The following is a 24,420-nucleotide window of genomic DNA, read 5'->3' on the forward strand; positions in this document are numbered from 1 at the left end:
GAGGGACGCAGTGGCCCAGCAGGAGGAGACCGCGCGGCGACGGTGGCGCAGCCGGATGCCGAGCATCACCGCCGGCACAGTGCTCGTCGTGGCGCTGCTGTGCGTGGCCTCGGCGGTGGGCCTTGCGCTGTTCGGGAACATGCAGCCGGTGCGCAGGTTCGTCGACAACGTCCTGTTCCCGGCTCCGCCGAACCTCGCTTACGGGGCGTTCCTGGCGGTGCTGGCGGCCGCGCTGAAACGCAGGAAGTGGCTGGCGCTGTGGATCCTGATCGGCATCCTGGCGCTGCAGGTGCTCGGCGACGTCGTAGTGCTCGTGGTGCTGGGCGACCGCATCGAGGCGCTGTGGATGGAGGAACTGGGCGCCCGCTATCACGTGCCGATCGCCCACGAATGGGTCTTCGGCACCAACATCATCATCTCGGCGCTGGCGTTCGTGCCGCTGTGGCTGGCGCGCGGCGAGTTCTACGGCCGCGCCAAACGCGGCAGCGGCTACCAGGCGGCGGTGGTGTTCGTGCTGCTCATCGCCGCGTTCGTGGGGCTCGGCTACGGCCTGGTCTCGTTGTTCCCGGGTTCCCTGCGAGGCGCGCAGGAACGGTTGACCTGGACCCTCGAGCGGGTGCTCGGTGGCGCGATCGACTTCAACATCACCGGGGTCGGGCATGCGCCCGGCTGGGTCAACTTCGTCCTCGGCCTGTTCGGCGCGGCTGCCCTGTTCACCGCGCTGTTCCTGTTGCTGCGAGCTCAGCGGCTTGCCGCCGCCCTGCGTCCCGACGAGGAACAGCAAGTTCGGCGCCTGCTCGCCGAGCACGGCGAACGCGATTCGCTGGGCTACTTCGCCACCCGCCGCGACAAGGCGGTGCTGTTCTCCGACAGCGGCAAGGCCGCCATCACCTACCGAGTGGTAGCGGGGGTCTGCCTGGCCAGCGGTGATCCGCTCGGCGACCCGGAGGCCTGGCGGCCGGCGATCGACAAGTGGCTGGCGATGTGCCGGGAGTACACCTGGACACCGGCGGTGATGGGCGTCAGCGAACCCGGTGCGACGGCGTACTCGCGCGCGGGGATGAAGATCCTGCAGCTCGGCGACGAAGCGGTGCTGCACGTCGCGGAGTTCAGCCTGGACGGCCGGGACATGCGCCCGGTGCGGCAGGCGGTGAACCGGGTTCAGCGCGCCGGGCACACCGCGCGCATCCGGCGGCACCGGGAGGTGCCGGAGGCGGAGATGGCCGAGATCGCGCGGCTGGCCGAAGCCTGGCGCGACACCGAGAGCGAGCGCGGCTTCTCGATGGCGCTCGGCCGGCTCGGTGACCCGCAGGACGGCGACTGCGTGCTGGTCGAGGCACAGACCGACCGCGGCGAGCTGGTGGCGCTGCTTTCGCTGGTGCCGTGGGGTCACAAAGGGTTGTCGCTGGACGTCATGCGCCGCGACCGCAACGCGGACAACGGCGTCGTCGAGTTCATGGTCAGCTCGCTGGCTCAGGCCGCGCCGCGGCTCGGGGTGGAGCGGATCTCGCTGAACTTCGCGATGTTCCGCGCCGCGTTCGAGGAAGGCGCGCGGATCGGCGCCGGTCCGGTGCTGCGGGCCTGGCGAGGCCTGCTGCTGTTCTTCTCCCGGTGGTGGCAGCTGGAGTCGCTGTACCGGTCGAACGTCAAGTACCTGCCGCACTGGTTCCCGCGTTACGTGGCGTTCGCCGAGCGGCGCGACCTCGCGCGGGTCGGCATCGCCTCGGCGGTCGCGGAGGGCTTCCTGCCCACACCGCGCCAAAAGTCCACATTGGACGATTCGGTGGAACTCCCGGAGCTGGAAACGGAATCCGAGGTGCCGCGGCGCGTCGGATCGGAGCAGCAGCAGGTGCGGCAGGACAAGCTGGACGCCTTGCGGGCCAACGGCATCGAACCCTACCCGGTCGCGGTGCCGCGCACCGAGCGCTGCCGGGCCGTCGCCGTGAACTACCGGGACCTCCCGGCCGACGCCAGGACCGGCGAGCACACTTCGGTGGCCGGGCGCGTGGTGCTGCTGCGCGACCACGGCGGGGTCTGCTTCGCGACGCTGCGGGACTTCTCCGGCGACCTGCAGGTAATGCTCACCACCAAGGAATCCGGGACCGAGCTGCAGCAGGCCTGGCGGCAGCGGGTCGACATCGGCGACCAGGTGTCGGTGACCGGCGAAGTGGTCACGTCGCGGCGCGGCGAGGTGTCGGTGCTGGCGAGCGGCTGGCAGCTGGCGGCGAAGTGCCTGCACCCGCTGCCGGACAAGCACCGGGGCCTGCTCGATCCCGAAGCCCGGGTGCGGCAGCGCCACGTGGACCTGATCATGCGCCCGGAAGCCCGCGACACGCTGCGGGCCCGCGGCGCCGCGGTGCACGCGCTGCGGGAAACGCTGGTTCGATCGGATTTCCTCGAAGTCGAGACGCCGATGCTGCAGCCGGTGCACGGCGGGGCCAACGCGCGGCCGTTCACCACCCACAGCAAGGCCTACGACATGCGTCTGTACCTGCGAATCGCCCCGGAGCTGTACCTCAAGCGGCTGTGCGTGGGCGGCGTGGAGCGGCTGTTCGAGATCGGCCGGAACTTCCGCAACGAAGGCGTTTCGCACAAGCACAATCCCGAGTTCACGATGCTGGAGGCGTACCAGGCCTTCGGCGACTACACGACGATGCGCGAGCTGTGCCGGGACCTGGTGCTGGCCGCCGCGACCGCCGCGCGCGGCACGCCCACGGCGGTCGGCCCGGATGGCGAGTTCGCCCTCGGTGGTGACTGGCCGGTCGTGTCGGTCAACGACGCGGTGTCGGCGGCGCTGGGCGAGGAAGTCACCGCCGACACCGAGCTGTCTCGCCTCCGGAAGCTGTGCGACGCGGCGTCGGTGCCGCACCAGGAGAGCTGGGTGCGCGGCGCGGTGCTGCTGGAGATGTACGAGCGGCTGGTGGAAGCCCGTACCACCGAGCCCACGTTCTACACCGACTTCCCGGCCGACGTCTCGCCGCTGACCAGGCCGCACCGGACCGATCCGCGCCTAGCAGAGCGCTGGGACCTGGTCGCGTTCGGCACCGAGCTGGGCACGGGCTACTCCGAGCTGGTCGATCCGATCGAGCAGCGCCGCCGGCTCACCGAGCAGTCCATGCACGCCGCGGGCGGCGACCCGGAGGCGATGGAGCTCGACGAGGACTTCCTCGCGGCCCTGGAGTACGCGATGCCGCCCACCGGCGGGCTGGGGCTCGGCGTGGACCGGCTGATCATGCTGCTCACCGGCGGATCGATCCGCGAGACCCTGGCGTTCCCGCTGGTCAGGGCGGACCTCGCCGCTCGGCGCTGAGCCGCTTCGGCGCCTTGTGCCGCCACGCGAGCTCGACCAGTTCGGCCAGCCGCTCGGTCGGGATCCGGGCGATGTCGACCCGGATCCCGTCGGCTTGTCGAAGCGTCGCACTTCCTCCCGGGTGGCTACGCCCCGAATCGGGCACCGTTCCAACTGCTCAGGACCCATGGTGCTGTTGGGTGCCGTAGAGCCCGCTTGGGAACTTGTTGTGGGGCGGGTGGTGTCCTGCGCGTTGTTGGTGTGGAGCGAACGGACTGTTCACGTCGATAGGCGCGTCGTATGGTCCGTTCGCCTCGTTCGCCGAGCCTCGGGTGCTGGGTTGTTGGTGTGGAGCGAACGGACTGTTCACGTCGATAGGCGCGTCGTATGGTCCGTTCGCCTCGTTCGCCGAGCCTCGGGTGCTGGGTTGTTGGTGTGGAGCGAACGGACTGTTCGCGTCAATAGGCGCGTCGTATGGTCCGTTCGCCTCGTTCGCCGAGCCTCGGGTGCTGGGTTGTTGGTGTGGAGCGAACGGACTGTTCGCGTCAATAGGCGCGTCGTATGGTCCGTTCGCCTCACACCCATCACCGGCACTGCCCCGGCAAGTTCGGGTGCCCCGGTTCCGCGAGGGCGCGTTAAGGGCCTTGGTGCTTCGAGGCACGAGCGGCGCCGCCACAACGCCACATCCCGAACAGCCGCCATGGCGACTAGCCGCGCTCGTGGGGCTTTGACGTGCCGAAACGGTGGTTCCGTCACTGGTGTTCTGGTGGTTGGTCGGCGGTGAAGTTCTCCGCGGCGAAGGTCAGCAGGTAGGGCAGGCCGATGCGGGCGTTGCGCCACGTGTGCCATTCGCCCGGTTCGGTGCGCACCGCGACGTTCGCGCCGTGGGCGGCGAGCTGGTCGCCGAGCCGGTAGGCGAGGTCGACGTCGGAGTGCGCGACGACACCGGCGTGCAGCATCACCGAGAGCGGTCGCGTCAGCGGCAGCGCCGGGAGGTACTCGCGCGGGGTGTTTGCGCGCAGCAGGTCGGGGTGGCCGTCCAGCAAGGTGGTTTCGGGGTCGTCGTAGGGCTCGCTGGCCAGGATCACCGAGTAGGTGTTCTGGTTGCGCAGCGCCAGGTTCAGCGCGCAGAACGCGCCGCCGCTCATCCCGCCGATCGCCCGGTCGCCCCGGTCGGGCAGCGTGCGGAACCGGGCGTCGATCGCTTGCGGCACGGTCGTGGTCAGGTACGACTCCAGCTGCGGGCCGCTCGGCACGTTCAGGCATTCCCAGTCGGTGCCGGTGCCCGCGGTGGCGTCCACCGCGACGACGATCATCGGCCGCGCGGCGCGGGCGTCCGACAGCGCCTGCAGGGTCTGCACCGCGCCACCCGGGCCGAGCCAGTCGTCCGGGCCGCCGCTGGGGTAGCCGTGCACGAGGTAGACCACCGGATAGCGCTCGTTGGCCCGCCCCGGGTCATCGTATCCGGGCGGCAGCAGCACCCGGGTGCGGCCGGTCGGGATGCCCAGCCGCGGATCGGGCAGCGAGACGTCGGTCATCCGCACGCCGCCCGGCACCAGGTTCGGCTGCACCGCAGTTGGTTCGGTGTCGCTGTTGCCGCCGTTGGCGAGCATCAGCAACCGACCGAAGTCGTCGAGCGACCGAACGTAGCCGACGTAGCTGTTGACCCCGGCCGCGCATGTCAGCAGCGCCAGCAGAACCGGGACGGAATAGGCGATTCTGCGCAATTTCCACCGCTTCACGACCACGATCGCGCCGATGGTCAGCAGTGTGAGCACCCCCACCAGCACTACGGACTCCAGTGGACTGCGCCCGCCCGCCTGTTCGGTGACCGAAGCGGGGAGCTGCGGTCCCGTGCCTATGCCACTCGTCAATGCCACCCGCACGAAGACGATTATTACCCATCGAGTGGAATCGCTGTGCCGTCCGGCGATTTCGTCCGTATGACCCGGTTTTCCGGTTTGTTCCGGGAAAACCCCCGGTACGCTGGCGGGCGTCCACATCGGTCGGTGTCGGGATTCTGGGAGGTTGCCGGGAATGCGGTGGTTGGCCGATTTCTGCGCGGATCTCTCACTGGTCGACTTTTGGCCGGTGCGCGCGCTGCTGCTGGCCGCAGCACTGCTGTTGCTCGTGGTGCTGGTGTGGCGATTCCGCGACCGCGCTGCGCGCTGGCTGCTCGTCCCGCTCGTCGTGGCCGCGCTCGCGCTGAACGCGCTGGCCGGGGTGAACGCGTACTTCGGCTACTACCTGACGCTCGCCCAGGCGCTCGGGGTGGCCGAGGAGAGCGAGGGTTCGCTGGAGATGCTCAACGCCCAGATGGCACCGCCGGCGTCCGGCATCGTGGTCACCGTCGACATTCCGGTCCGGGCCTCGGGATTCCAGGCACGCCCGGCCAACGTGTACCTGCCGCCCGCGTGGTTCGCCAGCCCGCGGCCGAGGTTGCCGGTGATCGTCCTGCTGCATGGCACTCCGGGCAGCCCGACGGACTGGCTGGACGGCGGAGCGGCGCAGCGGACCGCCGATCGGTGGGCGGCCCAGCACGGTGGCGTCGCGCCGATCGTCGTGATCCCCGATGTCAACGGCGGCGTCTTCGCGGACACCGAATGCGTCGACAGCGCCCGCGGCAACGCCGAGACCTACCTGACCGAGGACGTCCCCCGGTTCGTGCACAGCAGGTTCCTCACCCGTGACCCCGGACGGGACTGGGCGGTGGCGGGGCTCAGTGAAGGCGGCAGCTGCGCGATCATGCTCGCGTTGCGCCATCCCGATGTGTTCGCGACTTTCGGGGACTTCGGCGGCCTGCTCGGCCCGCGCGATGGCGACGTGAACGACCCGGCGGGGGCTGCCGATGCGTTGTTCGGCGGCTCGCAGCAGGATTTCGACGCCCACGAGCCGTCCTGGCTGCTGATCCACGGCAGGTTCCCCGGACTGCACGGCTTCTTCGTGGTTGGCGACAACGACCCGGAACCGCGAGCGGCCGTGAACCGGCTAGCCGAGCTGTCCCGCCTGGCCGGGATCGACACCGAGCTGGTGGTGATCCCCGACGGCGAGCACACCTTCGACGTCTGGCGCACGGCCTTCGCCGACGCCCTGCCGTGGATCTCCCACCGACTGGGCCTGAACCCAGGATGATCTGTTCGCCAGGGTCGTTTTGCGTGGCGGTGCGGGTGGCGGACCCCCAGACGCCATCTGGACTCCGGGAATGTCCAATAACGCGGCTTCGGGACTGTCCTCGCCGGAGGACGTCTGAGAACCGCGGCGGTGCGAGCCTACCTCCCACCAAGATCAACCCAGGCTAAGCGGCATTGTTGGCTATGGCACCGAAAAGCGCTCACGAGACTTGAGCGGCCGAAACCGAGGCCGTGCAGGATTGGAGGCCTTCGGCGAGGTGCTCGCGGTCGAGGTTGCGGACGATGAACACCACCTTGCTGCCCCGCGCGTGGAGAGAAGGCCCGTTCGGCGAGTTCTCCGGATACTCCTCGCACAGCCGCCACAGGTCGCCCCGCGAGTGCAGGCTGGTGGCGAGTTCGGTGGGGGAGTGCACCATCGACCGGTGGTAGCTCATGTTGCCGACCCCCGGTGTCCGGGTCCTCGGTGATCACGATCCCACTGGTGATGTAGGGCGCGCGATCGGAGGCGAAGTGCTGGAGGATCGTAATCGTCGAGAGATCCACATCGGACGATAACCAGGGCGAACCGGTTCGCGTTGAACGCCGCCGACGACCCGGAGACGGCGCGGCAGGCGGCCAAGCTCGTCCAAGTCGACTACGAACCCCTCGACCCGGTGACCGATGCGGAACTCGCGCTCGAAGACGCGCGCCGAGTGCACCCGGACGGAAACCTGGTGCGGCACGTCAAGATCCGCCACGGCGATCTCACCGCCGCGCGCGAGCAGGCCGACGTGGTCGTGACCGGCGAGTACGAGGTCGGCATGAAGGAGCAGGCATTCCTCGGCCCGGACTCCGTCTTGACGCTGCCCACCGAGGACGGCGGCGTCGAGCTGTACGTGTCGTCGCAAGCTCTCGTGAGCGAATCTTCTGGTTCTTACCGGAATATTCGCTCACGACCGCGCTCTGAGTGGTGAACCCGGTTCTCACCGGCGCAAGCGTTCACGAACCGATCGGAGCGCGGCCGGAGCCGGGTGCACCGGCGAAGGCCTGCGCGATCGTCAGCGACTGGCGCGCGGTGTCGCCGACGGCACTGATCGCCAGGTCGTCGCGGTGCCGGCGCTGCGCCACCAGCAGGCAGAAGTCCAACGCCGGGCCGCTGACCCGGTCGGCGGCGGCTTCCGGGCCCCAGGCCCTCGCCGCTTCCTCGCGCGCGGAGTTCGACGCGCAGCGGCCCGCCCAGGAGGGAAGATCGTTGGTGCTGAAGGAGAATCCGAAGGTTCGCACGTCCAGGTGTGCGACGTGGCGCAGCCGGGGTGGTGGGTTCGCGCGTGACGCCGAGGGCGCCGGCGACGTCCTGGCCGTGTGCCCAGGTCTCCGTGATCCGCGCGATGGCCATCGACGCGGGCTTCATCGGCGGCCGGTACCAGACCAGGCGACCGTTGGCCGGGGCGGCGGTGAGCGCGGCCAGCGGCCGGTCGCGTCCCGCGCGCCAGCGCGCGAGCAGCTTGCCGGGCTCGGTGCGGACGCCTTCGGCGGCTCCGGCGTCGACGCCGATGTCCTCGGATTCCCGGCGCTGCCGCCCACGAACTCGTCGGGATCGGTGATGGCGAGGTGCGACTTGCAATCTGGTAGGCGATGGTTCACCCGGCCGCCGGCGTGGGCGTCGCCCACCTCTCCGGGGCCAGCCCGGCGACCCATCGCGTCCAGGTCCGCGCTTTCCGCCCGTAGGTCATCCAGCAGTTCGGTGAGCATCCAGCACCTGTCCTCGTGAGCGGCGCATGGGGCGGCAGTGGTCTCACAGCAAGCCACCTGCGAGCGCTCTGGTCAGGCGGCGTGGAAAACCGGCACGGCCTCGCCGTCCTCGTGCCGTTCGAAGCCAACGCCGAGCGCGATCCCGTCGGCGAGGTCCTCGGGAGCGACGTCGAGGATCCGCGCATGCAGCCAGGGCCCTTCGGCGAGCTCGACGATGCCGGCGACGACGTGGCCGCCGCCGGGAACGGGCACCACGGTCCAGGTCACCAGTGTCGCGGCACCGCTCGCGGGTTCCCAGCTGAGCTCGGTGGAGCCGCAGGCCGGGCACTGCGGCACGTTGGGCGCGATGACCGGCGAGCACTGCGGGCAGCGCCGGACGAGCAGTTCGCCGCGGGCGCTGCCGTCGAAGAACGCGGCGGAGGCCTCGTTGCGGGCAACTGAGGTCATGGTTCCTCCCGGATTCAGCGATGATCTTTTCCATAAGCGGCGGTAGCCGCTTGCGGTGTGGGACTCAGCTTGCACCGGCGCGGGTTCTCAGGGGTTGTTTCGCGAGGACAGCCCCGACGTGGTGAATTGGCATTCATGATGTCGGGGATCCCACAGCGAGACGTCGCCCGAGGCGCCGCTACCCGCACCGCTACCCGCGTTCCACAGATAATCCCGCTGTGGCGGCACGGCTGGCGGCTGCGTCGCAGGTCAGCGCATTGAGGCCTGGGGGAAACGTCAGAAGTGCCTAGTGACACGATTCGCGCGGTCACATTCCGTGACCTGCGGAATCTTCTTGATCGCATAGGAGGTTGATCGCTAGGGTGGGTCGCTGTGTACGTGAAGCGCTCGACCCGGCGGACCCGTGATGGTCGGGTGATCGGCTACCTGCAGCTGGCTCACAACGAGTGGGACCCGATCGCGAAGGCGTCGAAGACGAAGGTGCTCTACTCCTTCGGTCGTGAAGACCAGCTCGACATCGCCGGGATCCGGCGGCTGGTGGTGGCACTGAGCCGGCTGCTGGAACCGGGTGATGCGTTGGCTGCGACGACCCCGGCGGGGCTGACGTTCACCGAGTCCCGTCCGCTGGGTGGTTCTTACGTGCTGGATGGGCTGTGGCGCCGGTTCGGGATCGATCAGGCGATGCGCACGATGCTGGCCGGCACACGGATGGACGGCCGTGTCGAGCGGATCCTGTTCGCACTGGTGGCGAACCGGGCGCTGGCTCCGTCCTCGAAGCTGGCCGCGACCCGGTGGATCGAGCATGACACCGTGATCGACGGGCTGGATTCCGTCGTTGACGAGGCCTGCTATCGGGCGATGGACTGGCTGATCGAGGTGGAGCCGGAGCTGTCCCGCGTCGTCTACGACAACGTCGCTGACTTGTTGAACCTTGAAGTGGATCTGCTGTTCTTCGACACGACGTCCACGTATTTCGAACTCGACGAACCTGACGAGCCGGTCGGCCGTGACGAGCGCGGTGGCCTGGCTGCCGACGGCCGGGACACCGCCAAACCCGCCGGGTTTCGGACCTACGGCAAGTCCAAGGACTCCCGCCCGGATCTGCCGCAGGTCGTCATAGGGATGGCGGTGACCCGCGACGGTATCCCTGTCAGATGTTGGTGCTGGCCCGGGAACACAGCCGATTCCGCCTTGATTCGTCAAGTCAAGGCGGACATGCGGGACTGGTCGCTGGGCCGCGTCGTGTGGGTCGCCGACCGTGGCTTCACCTCGACGGAGAACAGGAGATATTTGCGGCGGGCCGGCGGCCACTACATCCTCGGGGAGAAGCTGCGCGGGGACTCCGCCGAGGCGAAAGCCGCGCTCGCCCGGCAGGGCCGCTACAAGACGGTCGCCGACAACCTGCAAGTCAAGGAGGTCAACCTCGCCGACGCCGACGACAGGTTCGTGATCTGCTTCAACCCCGACGCCGCCGAACGCGACGCCACGATCCGGCAACGGATGCTCGCCCAACTCGACGAGGCGATCACCGGATCGGACAAGCTCGCCACCGACAAGCGCGCCGAACTACGCGGCATGATCTCCACCAAGCCCGGTCTCAAGCGCTACCTGCGTGTCACCCCCGGCGGGCTACTGCGCATCGACAAAAAAGCCATCGACCGTGAGGCCAATCTCGACGGCAAGTTCCTGCTGCGCTCCTCCGACCCGAAACTGTCCAGTGAGGACATCGCCCTGGGCTACAAGCAACTGCTGGAAGTCGAACGCGGCTGGCGCGACATGAAACAGATCATCGACCTGCGACCGGTCTACCACCGCCGCGAGGAACGCATCCGCGCCCACGTCTTGCTCTGCTGGCTGGCCCTGCTACTCATCCGCATCACCGAGACCACCACCGGGCAGACCTGGCCATCAATCCGTGACGAGCTGCAACGCCTGCACCTGGGCACCTTCACCGGCCCCGCCGGCACCTTCCGGCAACGCACCGAGATCACCCCACCCCAGCGCACGATCCTCACCGCCCTCAAACTCGACGAACCCCGCCGCGTCCACGAGGTCACCCCCACAACCCGCTGACCAGTACGAACACCGCCGCCTAGTGACACGCCCCGTCACCGGGCAAAAAGCCGTTTCCCCAGGCCAACCCACCAATTCGTGGACTAGTCAGCACGCTGATCTGTGGAACCCGGGCGCTACGCAAACCACTTTTGAAACACTCGTTAATCGGGGGAGTTCGGGCTGAGCACGACGGTGGAGTGGTGGGCCAGGATGCCGCCATTGCCGCTGACCAGGACCACGTCGTTGCGCGGTGCCTGCCGCTCTCCGCCGTGGCCGCGGGCCTGGATCACCGCCTCGGACAGCGGGGTCATGCCCCACATGTAATAGGCGGACAGCTGGCCGCCGCCGGTGTTGACCGGCAGGGTTCCGCCCGGCGCCAGCGCGCCGGAGGCGACGAACTCGCCGCCCTCGCCCTTGGCGCAGAAGCCGTAGTCCTCCAGCGTGATCAGCACCGTGAAGGTGTAGCAGTCGTACAGCTCGACGACGTCGACGTCGGAGATCGACAACCCGGCCATCTTCAATGCGGCCGGACCGGCCTGCGCCGCCCCGCTGACCAGGCCGAATTCGCTGCCGCGCGCGGCCGGGTAGTTGGGGTGGCACTGCGCGAAACCGAGCACGTTCACCGGCGGTTGCCGCAGGTCGGCGGCGCGGTCGGCGGAGGTGACCAGGACGGCGATGCCGCCGTTGCTGACCAGGCAGCAGTCCAGCAGCCGTAACGGGTCGGCGATCATCCGCGACGCCTGGTGGTCGGCGAGCGTGATCGGTTCCCGCAACTGCGCCAACGGGTTGCGCGCGGCCCACTCCCGCTGTGCCACGGCGATCGCGCCGAGCTGCTCGGAGGTGGTCCCGTAGGTGTTCATGTGCCGCCGGGCCGCCTGAGCGTACATGGCGTTCACGCTGGTCAGGCCGCTTGCGCCGAGCAGGCCTTCGAAGCCGGTCGGCGTGCGCCGCCCGGTGTAGGCGGCCGCGCTGCCCTTGTCGGGCTGGCGGGGCGCGTCGGCGAACACGCACACGACAGTGTCGGCCATGCGGGACTGCACGGCCATCGAGGCGTAGGCGAGCATCGAGCCGGCCGACGAGCCGAACGCCTGCATCTCGGTCAGCAGCCGCAGGCCGCGGACCTGGAGTTCCTGCTGCAGCGTCCAGATGTCGACGCCGCCGGACATCCCGGAGTTGGCGAGTATTCCGTCCACATCGGACAGCTCGAGCCCGGCGTCGGCGACGGCGGCGCGCACGGCGTCCGCGGCGAACTGCCCCGCGGTGCGGCCGTAGACCTTGCCCAGTTCGGTCATGCCTAGACCGGCGATCACCGGCTGGCGTCCTGCGGAGCCCGTCAACGCTGCCTCCTCTGCGCGGCACCGGAGATATTTCGGACCGATTCGGTCCAAAATCTCCCCACCATGGTGACGCGCCCGCCCCTCACCACGCAAGACACCGCACTGACCGCAATTTCAATGGAAATCGAAGCTCTGATTTCAATGGAAATTGCGGATCTTCGGCGTGCTGGGCCACGACACGCCGAAGGTTGTGGATAACTTCCGCAATTTCCATTGAAATTGCGGGTAGGTCACCTGGCGGTTGCCAGCGCGGGTGCCGGGGACTCGGCCGAAGCGAGCAGGCCTCGGCGGGCCAGTTCCGGGTGCACTCCTTCGCCGAACCAGTACGCCTCTTCCAGGTGCGGGTAGCCGGAGAGCACGAACTCCTCGATGCCCACCGCGTGGTACTCCTCGATCAGGTCCGCGACCTCGGCGTGGCTGCCGACGAACGCGGTGCCCGCGCCGCCGCGCAGCAGCCCGACACCCGCCCACAGCCCGGGGTGGATTTCCAGCTCCCGCGCGTCGCCGTGCAGCACACCGCGGTGCAGGGCGGCCATGTTTCGCTGGCCGGTGGATTCGGTGGTCGTGAACTTCGCCTGGGAGCGGGCCACATCGGCCGGATCCATCTGGTCGACGAACTTCTGCGCGGTGGCCCAGGCCTCGGCGCTGGTGTCCCGGGTGATGATGTGGGCGCGGATGCCGAACCGCAGGGCGCGGCCCTCGTCGGCGGCGAGCTCGCGCAGCCGTTGTACCTTCCGGGCCACCGCGTCCGGCGGCTCGCCCCAGGTCAGGTGCACGTCGGCGTGGCGCGCCGCCACCGGCAGGGCGGCGTCCGAGGAACCGCCGAAGTACAGCGGGGGCTGCGGGTCCGGCGCTTCGAACGCGGTGGCGCCGCGGAGCTGGTAGTGCTCGCCGTCGAAGTCGAGCGGCTCGCCGGTGAAGATGCCGCGCAGCGCGGCGAGGAACTCGTCGGTGCGCGCGTACCGCTGGTCGTGGTCCAGCCAGTCGCCGTAGCGCTGCTGCTCGACGGATTCGCCGCCGGTGACGATGTTGAGCAGCAGCCGACCACCGGAGACCCGCTGGTAGGTGGTGGCCAGCTGGGCTGCCAGCGTCGGGGTCAGCGAGCCGGGCCGGAACGCCACCAGGAACTTGATCCGCCGGGTGCGGGCCAGCAGCGCCGCCGTGGTGATCCAGGCGTCCTGGCACCAGGTTCCGGTGGGGGTGAGCATCCCGGTGAAACCGAGGTGCTCGGCGGCCTGCGCGACCTGCGCCAGGTAGTCGATGTCGGGCTGGCGCGGGGTGTCGGCCCCGGTCGGCGTGACGTGCGGCCTGTCCACAATGGACCTGCCGTCGCCGTGGGTGGGCAAGAACCAGTGCGTGGTGACGCTCATGCGGTGTTCTCCCGGATTCCTCGGAGTCTGCTTGTCGTTGTGCGAAGCGGCGACAGTCGTGTCAGACGGCGGCGAGCTGGGGCGCGAATCGGGTGTCGACGAACTCGGCGAACTCGAACCGGCGGGGAATCTCCTTGGCTGCCACGAACGCGTCCGCGAGTTCCTGCTCCGAGCGGATCACTGCGTCGTCCAGCGGCACCGGCAGGTCCGGCCCCAGGCCGGTGGCCCGCCGGGTCACCTCGATCGGCAGCCCGGTGTCCGCCGACCAGGCCTGCGCGCGCTGCTCCCGGTTGCCGTCGGCGAAGCGCTGCGCCTTGGCCAGCCGCACCAGGTAGTCGGCGATGGCGGTGCTGCGGCCCGCGTCGGCCAGCGCGGCGGTTCCCGCGACCTGGAAGCTCAGGCCGTTGGCGGTGCCCTGGCCGTCGGCGATCACCCGGGCGCCCGATTCCAGCTGGATCTGCGAGAAGTACGGGTCCCAGATCGCCCACGCGTCCACGGAGCCCTGCCTGAATGCGCCGAGCGCGTCGGAGGGCTGCAGAAACACCAGCTCGACGTCGTCGACCGTGAGCCCGGCCGCGCGCAACGTCAACAGGATCTGGCCGTGTGCCGAACTTCCCTTGGCGACCGCGATCTTGCGGCCCCGGAGCTGGTCGCGGCCCTGCAGCGGCGAGTTCGGCAGCACCACCAGGGCATCGCTGGCGACGTTGCCCTTCGAGGTAGCGATGATCTTGATCTTCGCCCCGGCCGCGGCGGCGAACAGCGGTGGCGTGTTGCCGACCCCGCCGAGGTCGATCGCGTCCGCCGACACCGCTTCCAGCAGCGGCGGACCGGACGGGAAGGTCGCCCACTGCACCGTGTACGGGAAGTCGTCCAGACCGGCCGACCGCAGCAGGGAACGGGAATTGCCCTTCTGGTCGCCGACGCGCAGGGTCACCTGCGCCAGTCGTCCGGCGTCGACGGGCGCGGGCACCGGCGCCTGGGCCGGGTCGTCCCGGCCGCTCGCGCAGGCGCTGAGCAGTCCGGCGGAGGCGGTGGAAAGGGCAAGGGCAGCAAGGAAATCACGACGACGCACGGTCGATTGCTCCATCGTTGCGGGAAACGGCGCGCGGGCAGGAGAGAACAGCCCCGGAACTGCGGGGTTTGCGAGGATTCAGCGCGAGGAACTCAGCGGGGACGACAGGCGGCGCTGGCTTGCCGTCGCAGATCGACGTGCAGGCGCCAGGTCAACACGATGCGTCCGGACACGAGCACGATGCTGTCAGCCGCGCGCGGGGAAGGTCAACGACGGCTCGGTGGCTCCCACGCTTCGAGAAATCCGGGTTTCAATCCTGGAACGATGCGAAGTAGGCGGCGGCCATGTCCTCGTCGCCATGACCGGCCGCCTTCGCCCGCCGGAACCGCTCCCGCACCGCGTCGGCGAGGTCGAGCCGCACCGAATCTCCCGCGGCCTCGGCGACCAGCTCCGCGTCTTTGCCCGCGGTGCGCAACGCGAACGACGGCGTGAAGTCGCCGTTGATGATGGCTGATCCCTTGACCTGCGCGTATGCCGAATCCGTCGCTGTTCCGCCGATCGTGGACAGGAAGTCCGCGGGGTCCACGCCCAGCGCACCGGCCAGCGCCATCGCCTCGCCCACCGCGTTCGTGAGCGTCAGGATCCAGTTGTTGACGACGAGTTTCAGCCGTGTTGCGGCCGCGGCCGCGGCGTCCTCACCGAGCCAGAGGGTGCGTTGCCCGATGGCGTCGAACAGCGGTTGCACGCGGTCGCGCACCTCGGTCGGCCCTGCGGCCAGCACGACGAGTTCGCCGCGCTCCGCCGGGAGTTTCGTGCCCACCACGGGCGCGTCGACCAGCGTCACCCCGCCTGCGGCGGCATTTGCTTCCGCCAGACCTGCCAGTCCGATCGTGCCCATCTGCACCCACACCGCGCCCGGCGCCAGTTCGGGGACTGCCGCCTCGCCCGCCGCGACCGTGGAGGGCGCGTCCAACAACATCGTGATCAGCACGTCAGCGCCCTGGGCGGCCTCCGCCGGCGTCTCCGCGACGGTTGCGCCATCGGCCGACAGCGATGCCGCCTTGGCGCGCGTGCGGTTCCAGACCCGGACCGGGAAACCGGCTCCCAGCAGGGTGCGCGCCATCGGGGCGCCCATCGTGCCGGTGCCCAGGAACGCCACAGACGTCATCGAATTCTCCTACCGCCGGAGGTGAACTCATGGTGATTGTGCTACCGCTCGCCGGTTCGTGCCGCACAACTTCTAACAGCCGGAAACGGAAACCCTTCAGCTGGCTACTGTGGACAGTGATCGGCGTGCGGGCCCGCACCAGGTGCGGTGTCCTGGGGGCAGGCGCGAAACAATCCTGGGCAGGACCGGCATGACCGTGTCCCGGATCGCCTTCGGCACCTGGCAGCTCTGCGGGATTGGGGGTTCTTCGACGAGCGCGCCGCCATCGAAGCGATCCGGCGCGCGAGCTCGGCGTCAACTTGTTCGACACCGCGCAGCCTACGGGCTCGGGCGGGTCCGAGGAGGTGCTCGGAACCGCGCTTCGAGACGAGCTGACCAGGGACCGCGACAGCCTGATGATATCGACGAAGGGCGGTATCGATCCCGGCGGCGGCCGACCGCGCGATGCCGGGCGGGCGTGGCTGCGCAAGGGCATCGAGGAGAGCCTGCGGGCGCTGCGGCTCGACCACGTCGACCTCTACCAGGTGCACTGGCCAGACCCCCGCACGCCGGCCGAGGAAACCGCCGGTGCGCTGCAGGAACTGGTCGACGAGGGCAAGATCCGGCACGTCGGGGTGTCCAACTACGACGCCCAGCAGCTGGCCGAGTCCGACCGATTTCGGCCGGTCGAGACCCTGCAGCCGCCCTACCACCTGTTCCGGCGGAGATCGGGCGGGAGATCCTGCCCTATGTCCGCGAGCACGACATCGGGGTGCTCGCCTACAGCCCGCCGGCCCGGGCTGCGCACCGGGCGGCTGACCCGTCGACGCCGTTCGAGCCGGACGACTGGCGGTCGCAATCCTCGGCGTTCCGGGGCGAACCGTTGCGCCGCAACCTCGCCGTCGTCGACCGCCTCGCGGAGCTCGCCGCGACGAAGGGCATGCCGGTCGGCCGGCTGGCCATCGCGTGGGTGCTGGCCCAGCCGGGAGTGCACGTGGCGATCGTCGGTGCGCGCAGCGCACGCCACATCGAGGACAGCCTCGCCGCGGCAGACGCCGAACTATCCGCCGAGGACCTGGCGGAGATCGACCGGATCGTCGCCGACGGCGTGTCGATGGCAGAAGCCGACCCGGCAGGCGTGGCCTGACCGGGACCTTGCGTTTCCGGGCTCATTCCAGGCGGATTTGCCAGTTTCGGGAGAGGAACACGATCGCGGCCAACGCCCCGGCGGACAACACGCCACCGCCTTCGCCTAGGAACAGGCACACCACTGCGATGACCGCGGCGAACACGACCAGCGCCATCCGCGGCGACATCAGCGCCCACAGCCGCCGCCACGCGCTGGTCTCGGTCAACCGGCGGGCCAGTTTGGGATCATCGCCGATGAGCTGCTGCTCGATCTCCCGCAGGCGGCGCCGCTCATCCCTCGGAAGCATGCCCCACCTCCAACGGCTCATCCGTCAGTTGAGCAAGTATCGCAACGATGGCTTCCGCTGTGAAGGGACCATCGGCACGTGTGACGGGCGGCGCGGTTAGCCTGTGTCCGCAGTCGTCGTGGCAGGGGAGTTTCCGATGGAGATCTGGGTCAATCCGGCGTGTTCGAAGTGCCGTTCGGCGGTGTCACTGCTGGACGAGGCGGGAGTGGACTACACCGTGCGCCGGTACCTGGACGAGCCGCCGACGGCTGCGGAGCTGGCCGAGGTGCTGGAACGGCTCGGGCTGGAGCCGTGGGACATCGCCAGGACGGCCGAGCCGGTGGCGAAGGCGCTCGGCCTGAAGACCTGGGCGCGGGAGCCGTCGACCCGGGACCAGTGGATCGAGGCGCTGGTGGCGAACCCGACGCTCATCCAGCGCCCGATCATCACGGCCGACGACGGCACCACGGTCGTCGCCCGGACCCCGGAAGCCGTGCAGTCGGTGCTGCCCTGAGCGTCCTGGCGCTGCCGCAAACTGTCCAACTCGCGGGGCATTCGGTCGGTTCTCGCTACGGCCAGCCGTGGGGGAGCGGGCTCATGCCGGTGACCGGGCCGCGCCAGGCGTAGACCCAGCACGGCTCGCCGTCGAGTTCGATCCGGCGGCGCTCGTACTCCGGTCCTTCGTACTCGTCGAGCACCGGCCAGGCGCGTTCCGGATCGTGCAGCCGGAAGACCTGTGCGGGCACACGGGAATCCTCGCCGAGTTTCAGCGCGGGATAGCCGTTGGCGGTGTCGTACAGCGCGCCGGGCAACCACGTCGGCACCGCCGGTCCGACGACCAGCGGTGCCAACAACTGCCAAGCGGTCGCGCCGTGTTGGAGCGTGCCGTAGACGGCGATGCGATCGGACACGCCCGCCATGATGCGCCGATCGTCCCCGCGACGCGACGGTGCTTCCCTTCTTCCGCAAGGAAAACGGGGCGGGCGCTTGTCGCGTCCGCCCCGTCGCGGTGCCGGATCAGGCCGCCGTCGCGGCCGGTTCGCCGACCTGGAAGGTCAGCTCGCCGCCCGCCGCGGACACCCGCAGCTCGGCTCCCTCGGGCAGTTCGCCGTCCAGGAGCAGGTCGCTGATCCGGTCGCCGACCTCCCGCTCGATCGCCCGCCGCAGCGGCCGGGCCCCGAACTCGGGCCGGTAGCCGCGCTCGGCGATCCAGGCCACCGCCGCCGCGTCGAACTCGACGCCGATGCCCATCGCCTGCAGCCGGCGCACGGTCTGCTCCAGCAGCATCCGGGTGATCGTGTGCAGCTGCTCGCCGTCGAGCCGCTTGAAGACCACGATCTCGTTGATGCGGTTGAGGAATTCCGGCCGGAAGGCCTCGCGCAGCCGCGGCATGATCCGCTCGTCGAGCGCCGGGTCGGCGTCCGAAGCGGTGAAGCCGATCTTCCCGCCGGCGCTGGAGACGACCTCCGAGCCGAGGTTGCTCGTCATGATCAGCACCGTGTTGGTGAAGTCGACGGTGCGGCCCTGGCCATCGGTCAACCGGCCGTCGTCGAGCACCTGCAGCAGCGTGTTGAACACGTCCGGGTGTGCCTTCTCGACCTCGTCCAGCAGGATCACCGAGTACGGGTGCCGCCGCACGGCCTCGGTCAGCTCACCGGCCTCGCCGTGCCCGACGTAGCCGGGCGGCGCGCCGACGAGCCGGCTGGCGGTGTGCCGCTCCTGGAACTCGCTCATGTCCAGCCGGACCATCCGCTGCTCGTCGCCGAACAGCGACTCGGCCAGCGCCTTGGCCAGCTCGGTCTTGCCGACGCCGGTAGGGCCGAGGAACAGGAAGCTGCCGACCGGCCGATCGGGGTCGCCCAGCCCGCTGCGCGAGCGCCGCACCGCGCGGGCCAGCGCCCGCACCGCGTCGTCCTGGCCGACCACGCGCCGGTGCAGTTCCTGCTCCAGCCCTTGCAGCCGGACCTTCTCGGCGGCGGTCAGGCGGTTGACCGGCACCCCGGTCGCCCGCGCGACGACCTCGGCGATGTCCTCGGCGGTCACCTCCAGGACCCCCGCCTCGCCGGCTCCGCCGAGCTCGCCCTGCGCCTCGTTGATCTCGTCGCGCAGCGCGGAAGCCCGCTCGTAGTCCTCCGCGGCGACCGCCGCGTCCTTCTCCTGCTCCAGCCGCTCGATCCGGCTGCGCAGCTCGGCGCCGTCCGGCGCCACCGCCGACAGCCGCTTGCGCGCACCGGCCTGGTCGATCAGGTCGATCGCCTTGTCCGGCAGGAACCGGTCGTTGATGTACTGGTCGGACAACTGCGCCGCGGCCTGCACCGCGTCGTCGGTGTAGCGGACCTGGTGGTGCGCCTCGTAGTGCTCGCGCAGGCCCTGCAGGATCGAGACGGTGTCCGGCACGCTCGGCTCGGGCACCTGGACCGGCTGGAAGCGGCGCTCCAGGGCCGGGTCCTTCTCGATGTGCTTGCGGTACTCGTCCAGCGTCGTCGCGCCGACCACGTGCAGCTCGCCGCGGGCGAGTCGGGGCTTGAGCATGTTGCCCGCGTCCATCGCGCCTTCGGCGCCGCCGGCACCGACGACGGTGTGCAGTTCGTCGATGAACACGATCAGCTCACCGCTGTGCTCCGAGATCTCGTCGATGACCTTGGTCATCCGCTCCTCGAAGTCGCCGCGGTACCGGGTGCCGGCCAGCATCCCGGACAGGTCCAGCTGGATCACGCGCTTGCCGGAGAGCACCCGAGGCACCTCGCCGGCTGCGATGCGCTGGGCCAGGCCCTCGACGATCGCGGTCTTGCCGACGCCTGCCTCGCCGATGAGCACCGGGTTGTTCTTGGTGCGCCGGGACAGGATCTCGACGGTCTGCTCGATCTCGTCGGCGCGACCGATCACCGGGTCCAGCTCGCCGTCGCGGGCGCGGGCGGTGAGGTCCCGGCCGTACTGGTTGAGCGTGGGGGTGCTGCTGTCCTCGCGCAGCTGGTCTTGCTCGGTGCGGGGATGCTGACTCGCGGCGCGCAACGCCTCGGGCCCGGCGCCGGCGGCGCTGAGCAGCCGCCCGGTTTCCGAGTCGGCGCTCGCCGACATCGCCAGCAGGACGTGGTGCGGGCCGATGTAGGTGGAGCCGAGCGCGCGGGCCACCCGGTGTGCGTCGGCGAGCGCCGTCCGGGCCGCCAGCGTCAACGCCACCGGCCGGTCGCCGACCGCCTCACCGGCCGCCGGGAGGTGCTCCTCGACCTGCGCTGCGAACGCGTCTATTTCCACGCCGACCTGCGCCAACTGCTCGCGGGTCGGGGTCTCGTGCGCGGCCGACCACAGCAGGTGCAGCGCGTCCAGGTCGGTTTGCCCGCGGTCCCGGGCGAAGCGCGCGGCGCCGCTCAGCAGCTGCTGAGCCTGCTCGGTCATCAGCTGGGTGATGTCGATCCGGCGCGAGCCCGGGGCGGCGTCGTCGGCACCGGAGAAGCGCGCGAAGTACTCGTCGAAAGGGCCGCCGGCCGGTCCGAAGAACGTCGCCATTCCTAACCTCCTCGCGACGGTGTTGCTGGCTTCCGCCGCCATCTACTTGAGTCTGGTGCTATCAACCAACATCAGTCGGACCCAGGTAATTCCATCCAGTCCCACAAGTGGTGCGCGTCACCACTTGTCGCATCCCGCCGCGATCAATATGGTTCTCTGGAAATATTCTCTCAACGGAATATGTGCTGATGGGGGCGGGATGGACGACAAGCTGCGGCGGCTCGTCGACCGGTACGAGCTGCGGTTCGAGCGCCGGCTCGCGCACGCGCAGGAGAAGGTGTTGCGGGCGAGCGCCGATCCGGCGCAGCTGCGGGCGTGGTTCGTGGAGATCCTCGACTACGACCGCAGCCGCCTGGGCTTGGCCGCCGGCGCCGAGCTGGCCTTCGTGCCGGAGGAGGGGCACGACCTGTCTCCGGGGAAGGGGCGGACCACCCGGTTCGATCCGCCGAACCTGCTGGAGTACACGTGGGACGCGGAGATCCTGCGCTGGGAGCTGGCGGCGGACGGCCCGGACGGCTGCCGGTTGATCTTCACCAACATCGTCGCCGACCACGACTTCGCCATCGCGGTCGAACCGGGTTGGCGGGCAGGCCTGGGTCAGCTGGCCGAGTTCTTGGGCGCGAACGCTTGAGGGGCGGGGATCCTGCCCAGGGCCTGTTTCAGAAGTGGTCGTCCGAGGCGTGGTAGGGCGGGCTTTCTAAGCGGCGCGCCCGCTTAGCGGGCCCTCGGAACTTGCACCGCCGCAGGTTCTCCAGGCGGTGTCTGAGTCGAGCTGAGTGCCTGTCTTCGAACTTCGGTGCGGCCGTGCTGGGTGCCGTTTCCACAGGTCAGGTGTCGTGAGTGCGAAAACCGGCTCTTACCGGTTTTCGCACTCACGACTGCGCTGCTCGACATGAGCATCGTCAACGTCGCAATGCCCGCGATCCAGGCGGGGCTGGGCGCGACGGCGAGCGGCGCCCAGTGGGTCGTCGACGGTTACACGTTGTGCCTGTCGGTGTTCATGCTCACCGGCGGCTCGCTGGGCGACCGGTTCGGCCGCAAGTAGGTCGTCCTCATCGGCGGGCATCTTCACCGCCGGTTCGGCCTGGTGCGCCCTGGTCGCGGCGCTCGTCGCGGCTCTGCCGCGGGCGAAGTCGCCGGAATCAGCACGGGAGATCGTGGTCCCGGTGCCTGGCACTAGTGCTCCGAGTTCCGCTGGCCGACGCGGTAGGTGCCGGCGGCGCGGACGTGGTCGATCATGATCCGCTCCGCTGTCTCGCCGTCGCCCGCTTCAAGCGCGTCGAGGAGCTCGGCGTGGGCGTCCAGGTGGCGTTGGGCGTGCTCCGCGTCAAGCCAGAGAGACGCGTCGGTCGGCACCGGATAGCTGTTGCGGACCGCGCGGGCGTGCTGGCTGAGGAAGGCCGGTCCGCCGATGTCGGTGATCGCCAGGTGCAGATCCTGGCTCTGCTCGCCGAGCCGGTCCCGGTTGCCGTCGGCGGCATCGCGCACCATCGACTCGTGCCGTTCGCGGAGCCGGGCGAGCTGCTCCGGGCCGATCCGGTCGGCGGCCAGCCGGGCGCCGAGACCCTCGACCACGGCGCGGACGTTGTAGTACTCGAACAACGCGTCGTCGCTGAGGTCGATCACGGTTGCCCCGTGGTGGCTCTGGTAGCTGACCAGGCGGTCGTTCTCCAGGCGGCGCAGGGCCTCCCGGACCGGGGTGATCGACACGCCCAGCCGCTGGGCGAGCGGGGCGGCCTTCAACTGGGTGCCGCCGGGGATCTGCGCACTGCGGATCTCCTGCAGCAGCACGCTGTAGACGTAGTCCGCCTTGCTCATAGGCGGCCGGTTCGGCCCTGACATCCCCAGTCCTTCGGCTAGTCGATCTGCGTCGAGTATCCCGCATCCCCCGCGCAGCCGAGGACCGGCCGACCTATTGACTTACAAGTTGCATCTTATAAGTTATCTCGCATGACGAGTCTTAACGGGCTTCGGGTGATCGACGCCGCCACGCTCTTCGCCGGCCCGTCCGCGGCGATGCTGCTCGGCGACTTCGGCGCCGACGTGATCAAGATCGAGCATCCGCGGCGGGGCGACCCCTCGCGCGGCCACGGCGCGTCCAAGGACGGAGTCGGGCTTTGGTGGAAGACCCTCTCGCGGAACAAGCGCGCCGCCGCGGTCGACCTGTCCCGGGCCGAGGGGCAGGCCGTGCTGCGGCGGCTGGTGGAGTCCTCCGACGTGCTGATCGAGAACTTCCGCCCCGGCACGCTGGAGCGCTGGAACCTGGCGCCGGCCGACCTGCTGGAGATCAACCCGCGGCTGATCGTCGCCCGGATGACCGGCTTCGGGCAGTTCGGTCCGATGGCCGGGCAACCCGGCTTCGGAACCCTCGCCGAGGCGATGAGCGGGTTCGCCGCCAGCAACGGCGAACCCGACGGCCCGCCGGTGCTACCGCCGCTGGCGCTGGCCGACGGCATCGCGGGGCTGGCCATGGCGTACGCGATCATGGTCGCGGTCCAGGCCCGGGAGCACAGCGGGCGCGGTCAGGTCATCGACATGGCGATCATCGAGCCCATCCTGGGCCTGCTCGGCCCGCAGATGACCGCCTACCGGGCGCTCGGCGTGACCCCGCAGCGCACCGGGAACCGTTCGAACAGCAACGCCCCGCGCAACACCTACCGCACCCGGGACGGTCGCTGGCTGGCGATCTCCACCAGCGCCCAGTCGATCGCAGACCGGGTCATGACGCTGGTGGGGCGGCCCGAACTGGCCGCCGAACCCTGGTTCGCCACCGGGGCCGGGCGGGTGGCGCACGTCGACGAACTGGACGAGGTGGTCGCGAGCTGGATCGCCGAACGCGACGCCGACGAGGTGATCGCGGCGTTCACCGAGGCGCAGGCGGCGATCGCGCCGATCTACGACGTGGCCGACATCGCGAAGGACCCGCAGTACGCCGCGCTGGGCACCTTCGTCGACGTGCCGGACGAGGAACTCGGCAGCGTGACCGTACAGAACGTGCTGTTCCGGCTCTCCGACACGCCGGGCGAGGTGCGCTGGCCCGGCCCGCCGCTGGGTCGGCACACCGACGAGGTGCTCGCCGAATCCGGTTGCACCGCAGCGGAAATCGACGAACTGCGCCGGGCGGGAGTCGTCGCATGACCAACCCGATCAGCTGGTTGTACGTGCCCGGTGACCGCCCGGACCGCTTCGACAAGGCGGCTGCCAGCGGCGCGGACGTGGTGATCGTCGATCTTGAAGACGCCGTCGACGCCGGCCGGAAGGACGGCGCGCGGGCCAACGCCGTGGCTTACCTGTCCGAGCCCCGCAGCGGACCGGCGGTGCACGTGCGGATCAACGAGCTCGCGACCCGGCGCGGTCAGGACGACCTGGCGGCGTTCGCCGAGGCACCGGGCCTGGCCGCGGTGCGGCTGCCGAAGGTGGAGTCGCCGGCCGATCTCGACGCGCTCGACGAGGTCTTCGGTGATCGGCCGATGCCCGCGTTCGCGCTGCTGGAATCCGCGCGGGGCCTGGCGAACGTGCACGACATCGCCGCGCATCCGCGCATCGCCGGGATCGCGCTGGGGGAGCAGGACCTCACCGCCGAGCTGTCCATCGGCGAGGTCGCACTGGACCAGTTGCGGTTGCAGGCGGTGGTCGCCGCTGCTGCGGCGGGCATCGGGCCGGTACCGATGTCGGTGTTCGCCAACGTCCGCGACGAGGCGGGGCTGCTTGACTCGTGCCGACGCGGGAGGGACCTTGGCATGTTCGGGCGAACGGCCATCCACCCGGCGCAGATCCCGTTGATCCGCAAGGCATTCCGGCCCACCGAGGCGGAGGTGTCCCGGGCCCGCGCGGTGGTCGAGGCCGCCGATCGGGCCGAACTCGACGGCGTCGGTGCGCTCGTTCTGCCGGACGGCCGCTTCGTCGACGCACCCATCATCGCCAAGGCTCGCCGCGTCCTCGCGCTGGCCGGGGAAAACGCATAACACCAACCGAAACG

At 69.9% G+C, this 24,420-nt stretch carries 23 protein-coding genes and 3 pseudogenes; 10 read left to right on the forward strand and 16 right to left on the reverse strand.

The window, feature by feature from the left end:
• The first annotated feature begins 55 nt into the window (after positions 1–55).
• The gene (lysX, locus tag DL519_RS42660; RefSeq protein ID WP_397545094.1) at positions 56–3,310 is read left to right on the forward strand and encodes a bifunctional lysylphosphatidylglycerol synthetase/lysine--tRNA ligase LysX; all 3,255 of its coding nucleotides are present in this window, start codon (positions 56–58) and stop codon (positions 3,308–3,310) included.
• Here the strand turns inward: lysX and DL519_RS42665 are convergent.
• Together DL519_RS42665 and DL519_RS42670 are read right to left on the reverse strand one after the other, a co-directional pair.
• Positions 3,282–3,455, reverse strand: a complete 174-nt coding sequence (locus DL519_RS42665; RefSeq protein ID WP_190823437.1) for a hypothetical protein — start codon at positions 3,453–3,455, stop codon at positions 3,282–3,284. The two genes, lysX and DL519_RS42665, sit on opposite strands and share 29 nt — an antisense overlap.
• Before the next feature lie 586 nt (positions 3,456–4,041).
• Positions 4,042–5,163: an alpha/beta hydrolase gene (locus DL519_RS42670; protein ID WP_190823438.1), complete on the reverse strand. Its 1,122-nt coding sequence runs from the start codon at positions 5,161–5,163 to the stop codon at positions 4,042–4,044.
• A gap of 163 nt (positions 5,164–5,326) precedes the next feature.
• Between DL519_RS42670 and DL519_RS42675 the strand changes: the two genes are divergently transcribed.
• Positions 5,327–6,421 (forward strand): alpha/beta hydrolase, encoded by a 1,095-nt coding sequence (locus DL519_RS42675; protein ID WP_190823439.1) that lies wholly within the window; start codon positions 5,327–5,329, stop codon positions 6,419–6,421.
• 199 nt (positions 6,422–6,620) lie between these two features.
• On the opposite strand, the gene DL519_RS42680 is transcribed toward DL519_RS42675, so the two are convergent.
• Both DL519_RS42680 and DL519_RS50635 read right to left on the reverse strand, forming a co-directional pair.
• A complete protein-coding gene (locus tag DL519_RS42680; protein WP_223840127.1) occupies positions 6,621–6,854 on the reverse strand; it encodes a CobW C-terminal domain-containing protein in 234 nt (77 codons plus the stop codon).
• Positions 6,855–6,873: 19 nt separating this feature from the next.
• Positions 6,874–6,963 (reverse strand): annotated as a pseudogene (locus DL519_RS50635) (UbiD family decarboxylase domain-containing protein); the annotation flags it as partial.
• A 32-nt stretch (positions 6,964–6,995) separates the two neighbouring features.
• Here DL519_RS50635 and DL519_RS42685 point away from each other — a divergent pair.
• Positions 6,996–7,373 (forward strand): molybdopterin cofactor-binding domain-containing protein, encoded by a 378-nt coding sequence (locus DL519_RS42685; RefSeq protein ID WP_190823440.1) that lies wholly within the window; start codon positions 6,996–6,998, stop codon positions 7,371–7,373.
• A gap of 25 nt (positions 7,374–7,398) precedes the next feature.
• Here DL519_RS42685 and DL519_RS47985 read toward each other — a convergent pair whose 3' ends face one another.
• The 3 genes and pseudogenes from DL519_RS47985 to DL519_RS42695 form a co-directional block, all read right to left on the reverse strand.
• Positions 7,399–7,683: a hypothetical protein gene (locus DL519_RS47985; protein WP_223840489.1), complete on the reverse strand. Its 285-nt coding sequence runs from the start codon at positions 7,681–7,683 to the stop codon at positions 7,399–7,401.
• 121 nt (positions 7,684–7,804) lie between these two features.
• A pseudogene (locus DL519_RS47990) lies at positions 7,805–8,023 on the reverse strand (maleylpyruvate isomerase N-terminal domain-containing protein); the annotation flags it as partial.
• Positions 8,024–8,223: 200 nt separating this feature from the next.
• Entirely contained in the window at positions 8,224–8,598 is a 375-nt protein-coding gene (locus DL519_RS42695; protein WP_190823441.1) for a Zn-ribbon domain-containing OB-fold protein, read from the reverse strand.
• A gap of 372 nt (positions 8,599–8,970) precedes the next feature.
• On the opposite strand from DL519_RS42695, the gene DL519_RS42700 reads away from it, so the two are divergent.
• On the forward strand, positions 8,971–10,671 hold the full coding sequence (locus DL519_RS42700) for an IS1634 family transposase (protein ID WP_190823442.1): 1,701 nt from the start codon (positions 8,971–8,973) through the stop codon (positions 10,669–10,671).
• A gap of 143 nt (positions 10,672–10,814) precedes the next feature.
• Here DL519_RS42700 and DL519_RS42705 read toward each other — a convergent pair whose 3' ends face one another.
• The 5 genes from DL519_RS42705 to DL519_RS42720 all read right to left on the reverse strand — a co-directional run bounded on the left by DL519_RS42705 (position 10,815) and on the right by DL519_RS42720 (position 15,540).
• Entirely contained in the window at positions 10,815–11,990 is a 1,176-nt protein-coding gene (locus tag DL519_RS42705) for a thiolase family protein (RefSeq protein ID WP_317891430.1), read from the reverse strand.
• Between the two features lie 230 nt (positions 11,991–12,220).
• Positions 12,221–13,360: an LLM class flavin-dependent oxidoreductase gene (locus DL519_RS42710; RefSeq protein ID WP_190823443.1), complete on the reverse strand. Its 1,140-nt coding sequence runs from the start codon at positions 13,358–13,360 to the stop codon at positions 12,221–12,223.
• Between the two features lie 61 nt (positions 13,361–13,421).
• Positions 13,422–14,432: an ABC transporter substrate-binding protein gene (locus DL519_RS42715; protein ID WP_449619134.1), complete on the reverse strand. Its 1,011-nt coding sequence runs from the start codon at positions 14,430–14,432 to the stop codon at positions 13,422–13,424.
• Positions 14,433–14,524: 92 nt separating this feature from the next.
• Complete coding sequence (locus tag DL519_RS50640) at positions 14,525–14,611, reverse strand: putative leader peptide (protein WP_397545095.1); 87 nt, start codon at positions 14,609–14,611, stop codon at positions 14,525–14,527.
• Positions 14,612–14,682: 71 nt separating this feature from the next.
• A complete protein-coding gene (locus tag DL519_RS42720) occupies positions 14,683–15,540 on the reverse strand; it encodes an NAD(P)-dependent oxidoreductase (RefSeq protein WP_190823444.1) in 858 nt (285 codons plus the stop codon).
• A 299-nt stretch (positions 15,541–15,839) separates the two neighbouring features.
• Here DL519_RS42720 and DL519_RS42725 point away from each other — a divergent pair.
• Positions 15,840–16,666: pseudogene (locus DL519_RS42725) on the forward strand (aldo/keto reductase).
• A gap of 22 nt (positions 16,667–16,688) precedes the next feature.
• Here DL519_RS42725 and DL519_RS42730 read toward each other — a convergent pair.
• A complete protein-coding gene (locus DL519_RS42730; RefSeq protein WP_190823445.1) occupies positions 16,689–16,955 on the reverse strand; it encodes a DUF3040 domain-containing protein in 267 nt (88 codons plus the stop codon).
• A 136-nt stretch (positions 16,956–17,091) separates the two neighbouring features.
• Here DL519_RS42730 and DL519_RS42735 point away from each other — a divergent pair, with 136 nt between their 5' ends.
• Positions 17,092–17,448, forward strand: a complete 357-nt coding sequence (locus DL519_RS42735; protein WP_190823446.1) for an arsenate reductase family protein — start codon at positions 17,092–17,094, stop codon at positions 17,446–17,448.
• Positions 17,449–17,503: 55 nt separating this feature from the next.
• Here DL519_RS42735 and DL519_RS42740 read toward each other — a convergent pair whose 3' ends face one another.
• Both DL519_RS42740 and DL519_RS42745 read right to left on the reverse strand, forming a co-directional pair.
• Entirely contained in the window at positions 17,504–17,854 is a 351-nt protein-coding gene (locus DL519_RS42740; protein ID WP_190823447.1) for a gamma-glutamylcyclotransferase family protein, read from the reverse strand.
• Between the two features lie 97 nt (positions 17,855–17,951).
• Positions 17,952–20,441, reverse strand: coding sequence for an ATP-dependent Clp protease ATP-binding subunit (locus DL519_RS42745; RefSeq protein ID WP_190823448.1), 2,490 nt, complete (start codon positions 20,439–20,441; stop codon positions 17,952–17,954).
• Between the two features lie 199 nt (positions 20,442–20,640).
• Between DL519_RS42745 and DL519_RS42750 the strand changes: the two genes are divergently transcribed.
• Together DL519_RS42750 and DL519_RS42755 are read left to right on the forward strand one after the other, a co-directional pair.
• Positions 20,641–21,072, forward strand: a complete 432-nt coding sequence (locus tag DL519_RS42750) for an SRPBCC domain-containing protein (RefSeq protein WP_190823449.1) — start codon at positions 20,641–20,643, stop codon at positions 21,070–21,072.
• Positions 21,073–21,252: 180 nt separating this feature from the next.
• Positions 21,253–21,486 carry an MFS transporter gene (locus DL519_RS42755; protein ID WP_223840128.1) on the forward strand — a complete coding sequence of 78 codons (234 nt, stop codon included), beginning with the start codon at positions 21,253–21,255 and terminating at the stop codon, positions 21,484–21,486.
• A gap of 131 nt (positions 21,487–21,617) precedes the next feature.
• On the opposite strand, the gene DL519_RS49280 is transcribed toward DL519_RS42755, so the two are convergent.
• Complete coding sequence (locus tag DL519_RS49280) at positions 21,618–22,283, reverse strand: GntR family transcriptional regulator (protein WP_263399780.1); 666 nt, start codon at positions 22,281–22,283, stop codon at positions 21,618–21,620.
• 108 nt (positions 22,284–22,391) lie between these two features.
• On the opposite strand from DL519_RS49280, the gene DL519_RS42765 reads away from it, so the two are divergent.
• Together DL519_RS42765 and DL519_RS42770 are read left to right on the forward strand one after the other, a co-directional pair.
• Positions 22,392–23,579, forward strand: coding sequence for a CaiB/BaiF CoA transferase family protein (locus DL519_RS42765; RefSeq protein WP_190823451.1), 1,188 nt, complete (start codon positions 22,392–22,394; stop codon positions 23,577–23,579).
• A complete protein-coding gene (locus tag DL519_RS42770; protein WP_190823452.1) occupies positions 23,576–24,406 on the forward strand; it encodes an HpcH/HpaI aldolase/citrate lyase family protein in 831 nt (276 codons plus the stop codon). The genes DL519_RS42765 and DL519_RS42770 overlap by 4 nt, the downstream gene beginning before the upstream one ends.
• Positions 24,407–24,420: the final 14 nt, after the last annotated feature.

Source organism: Saccharopolyspora pogona (assembly GCF_014697215.1).
Lineage (GTDB): Bacteria > Actinomycetota > Actinomycetes > Mycobacteriales > Pseudonocardiaceae > Saccharopolyspora > Saccharopolyspora hattusasensis.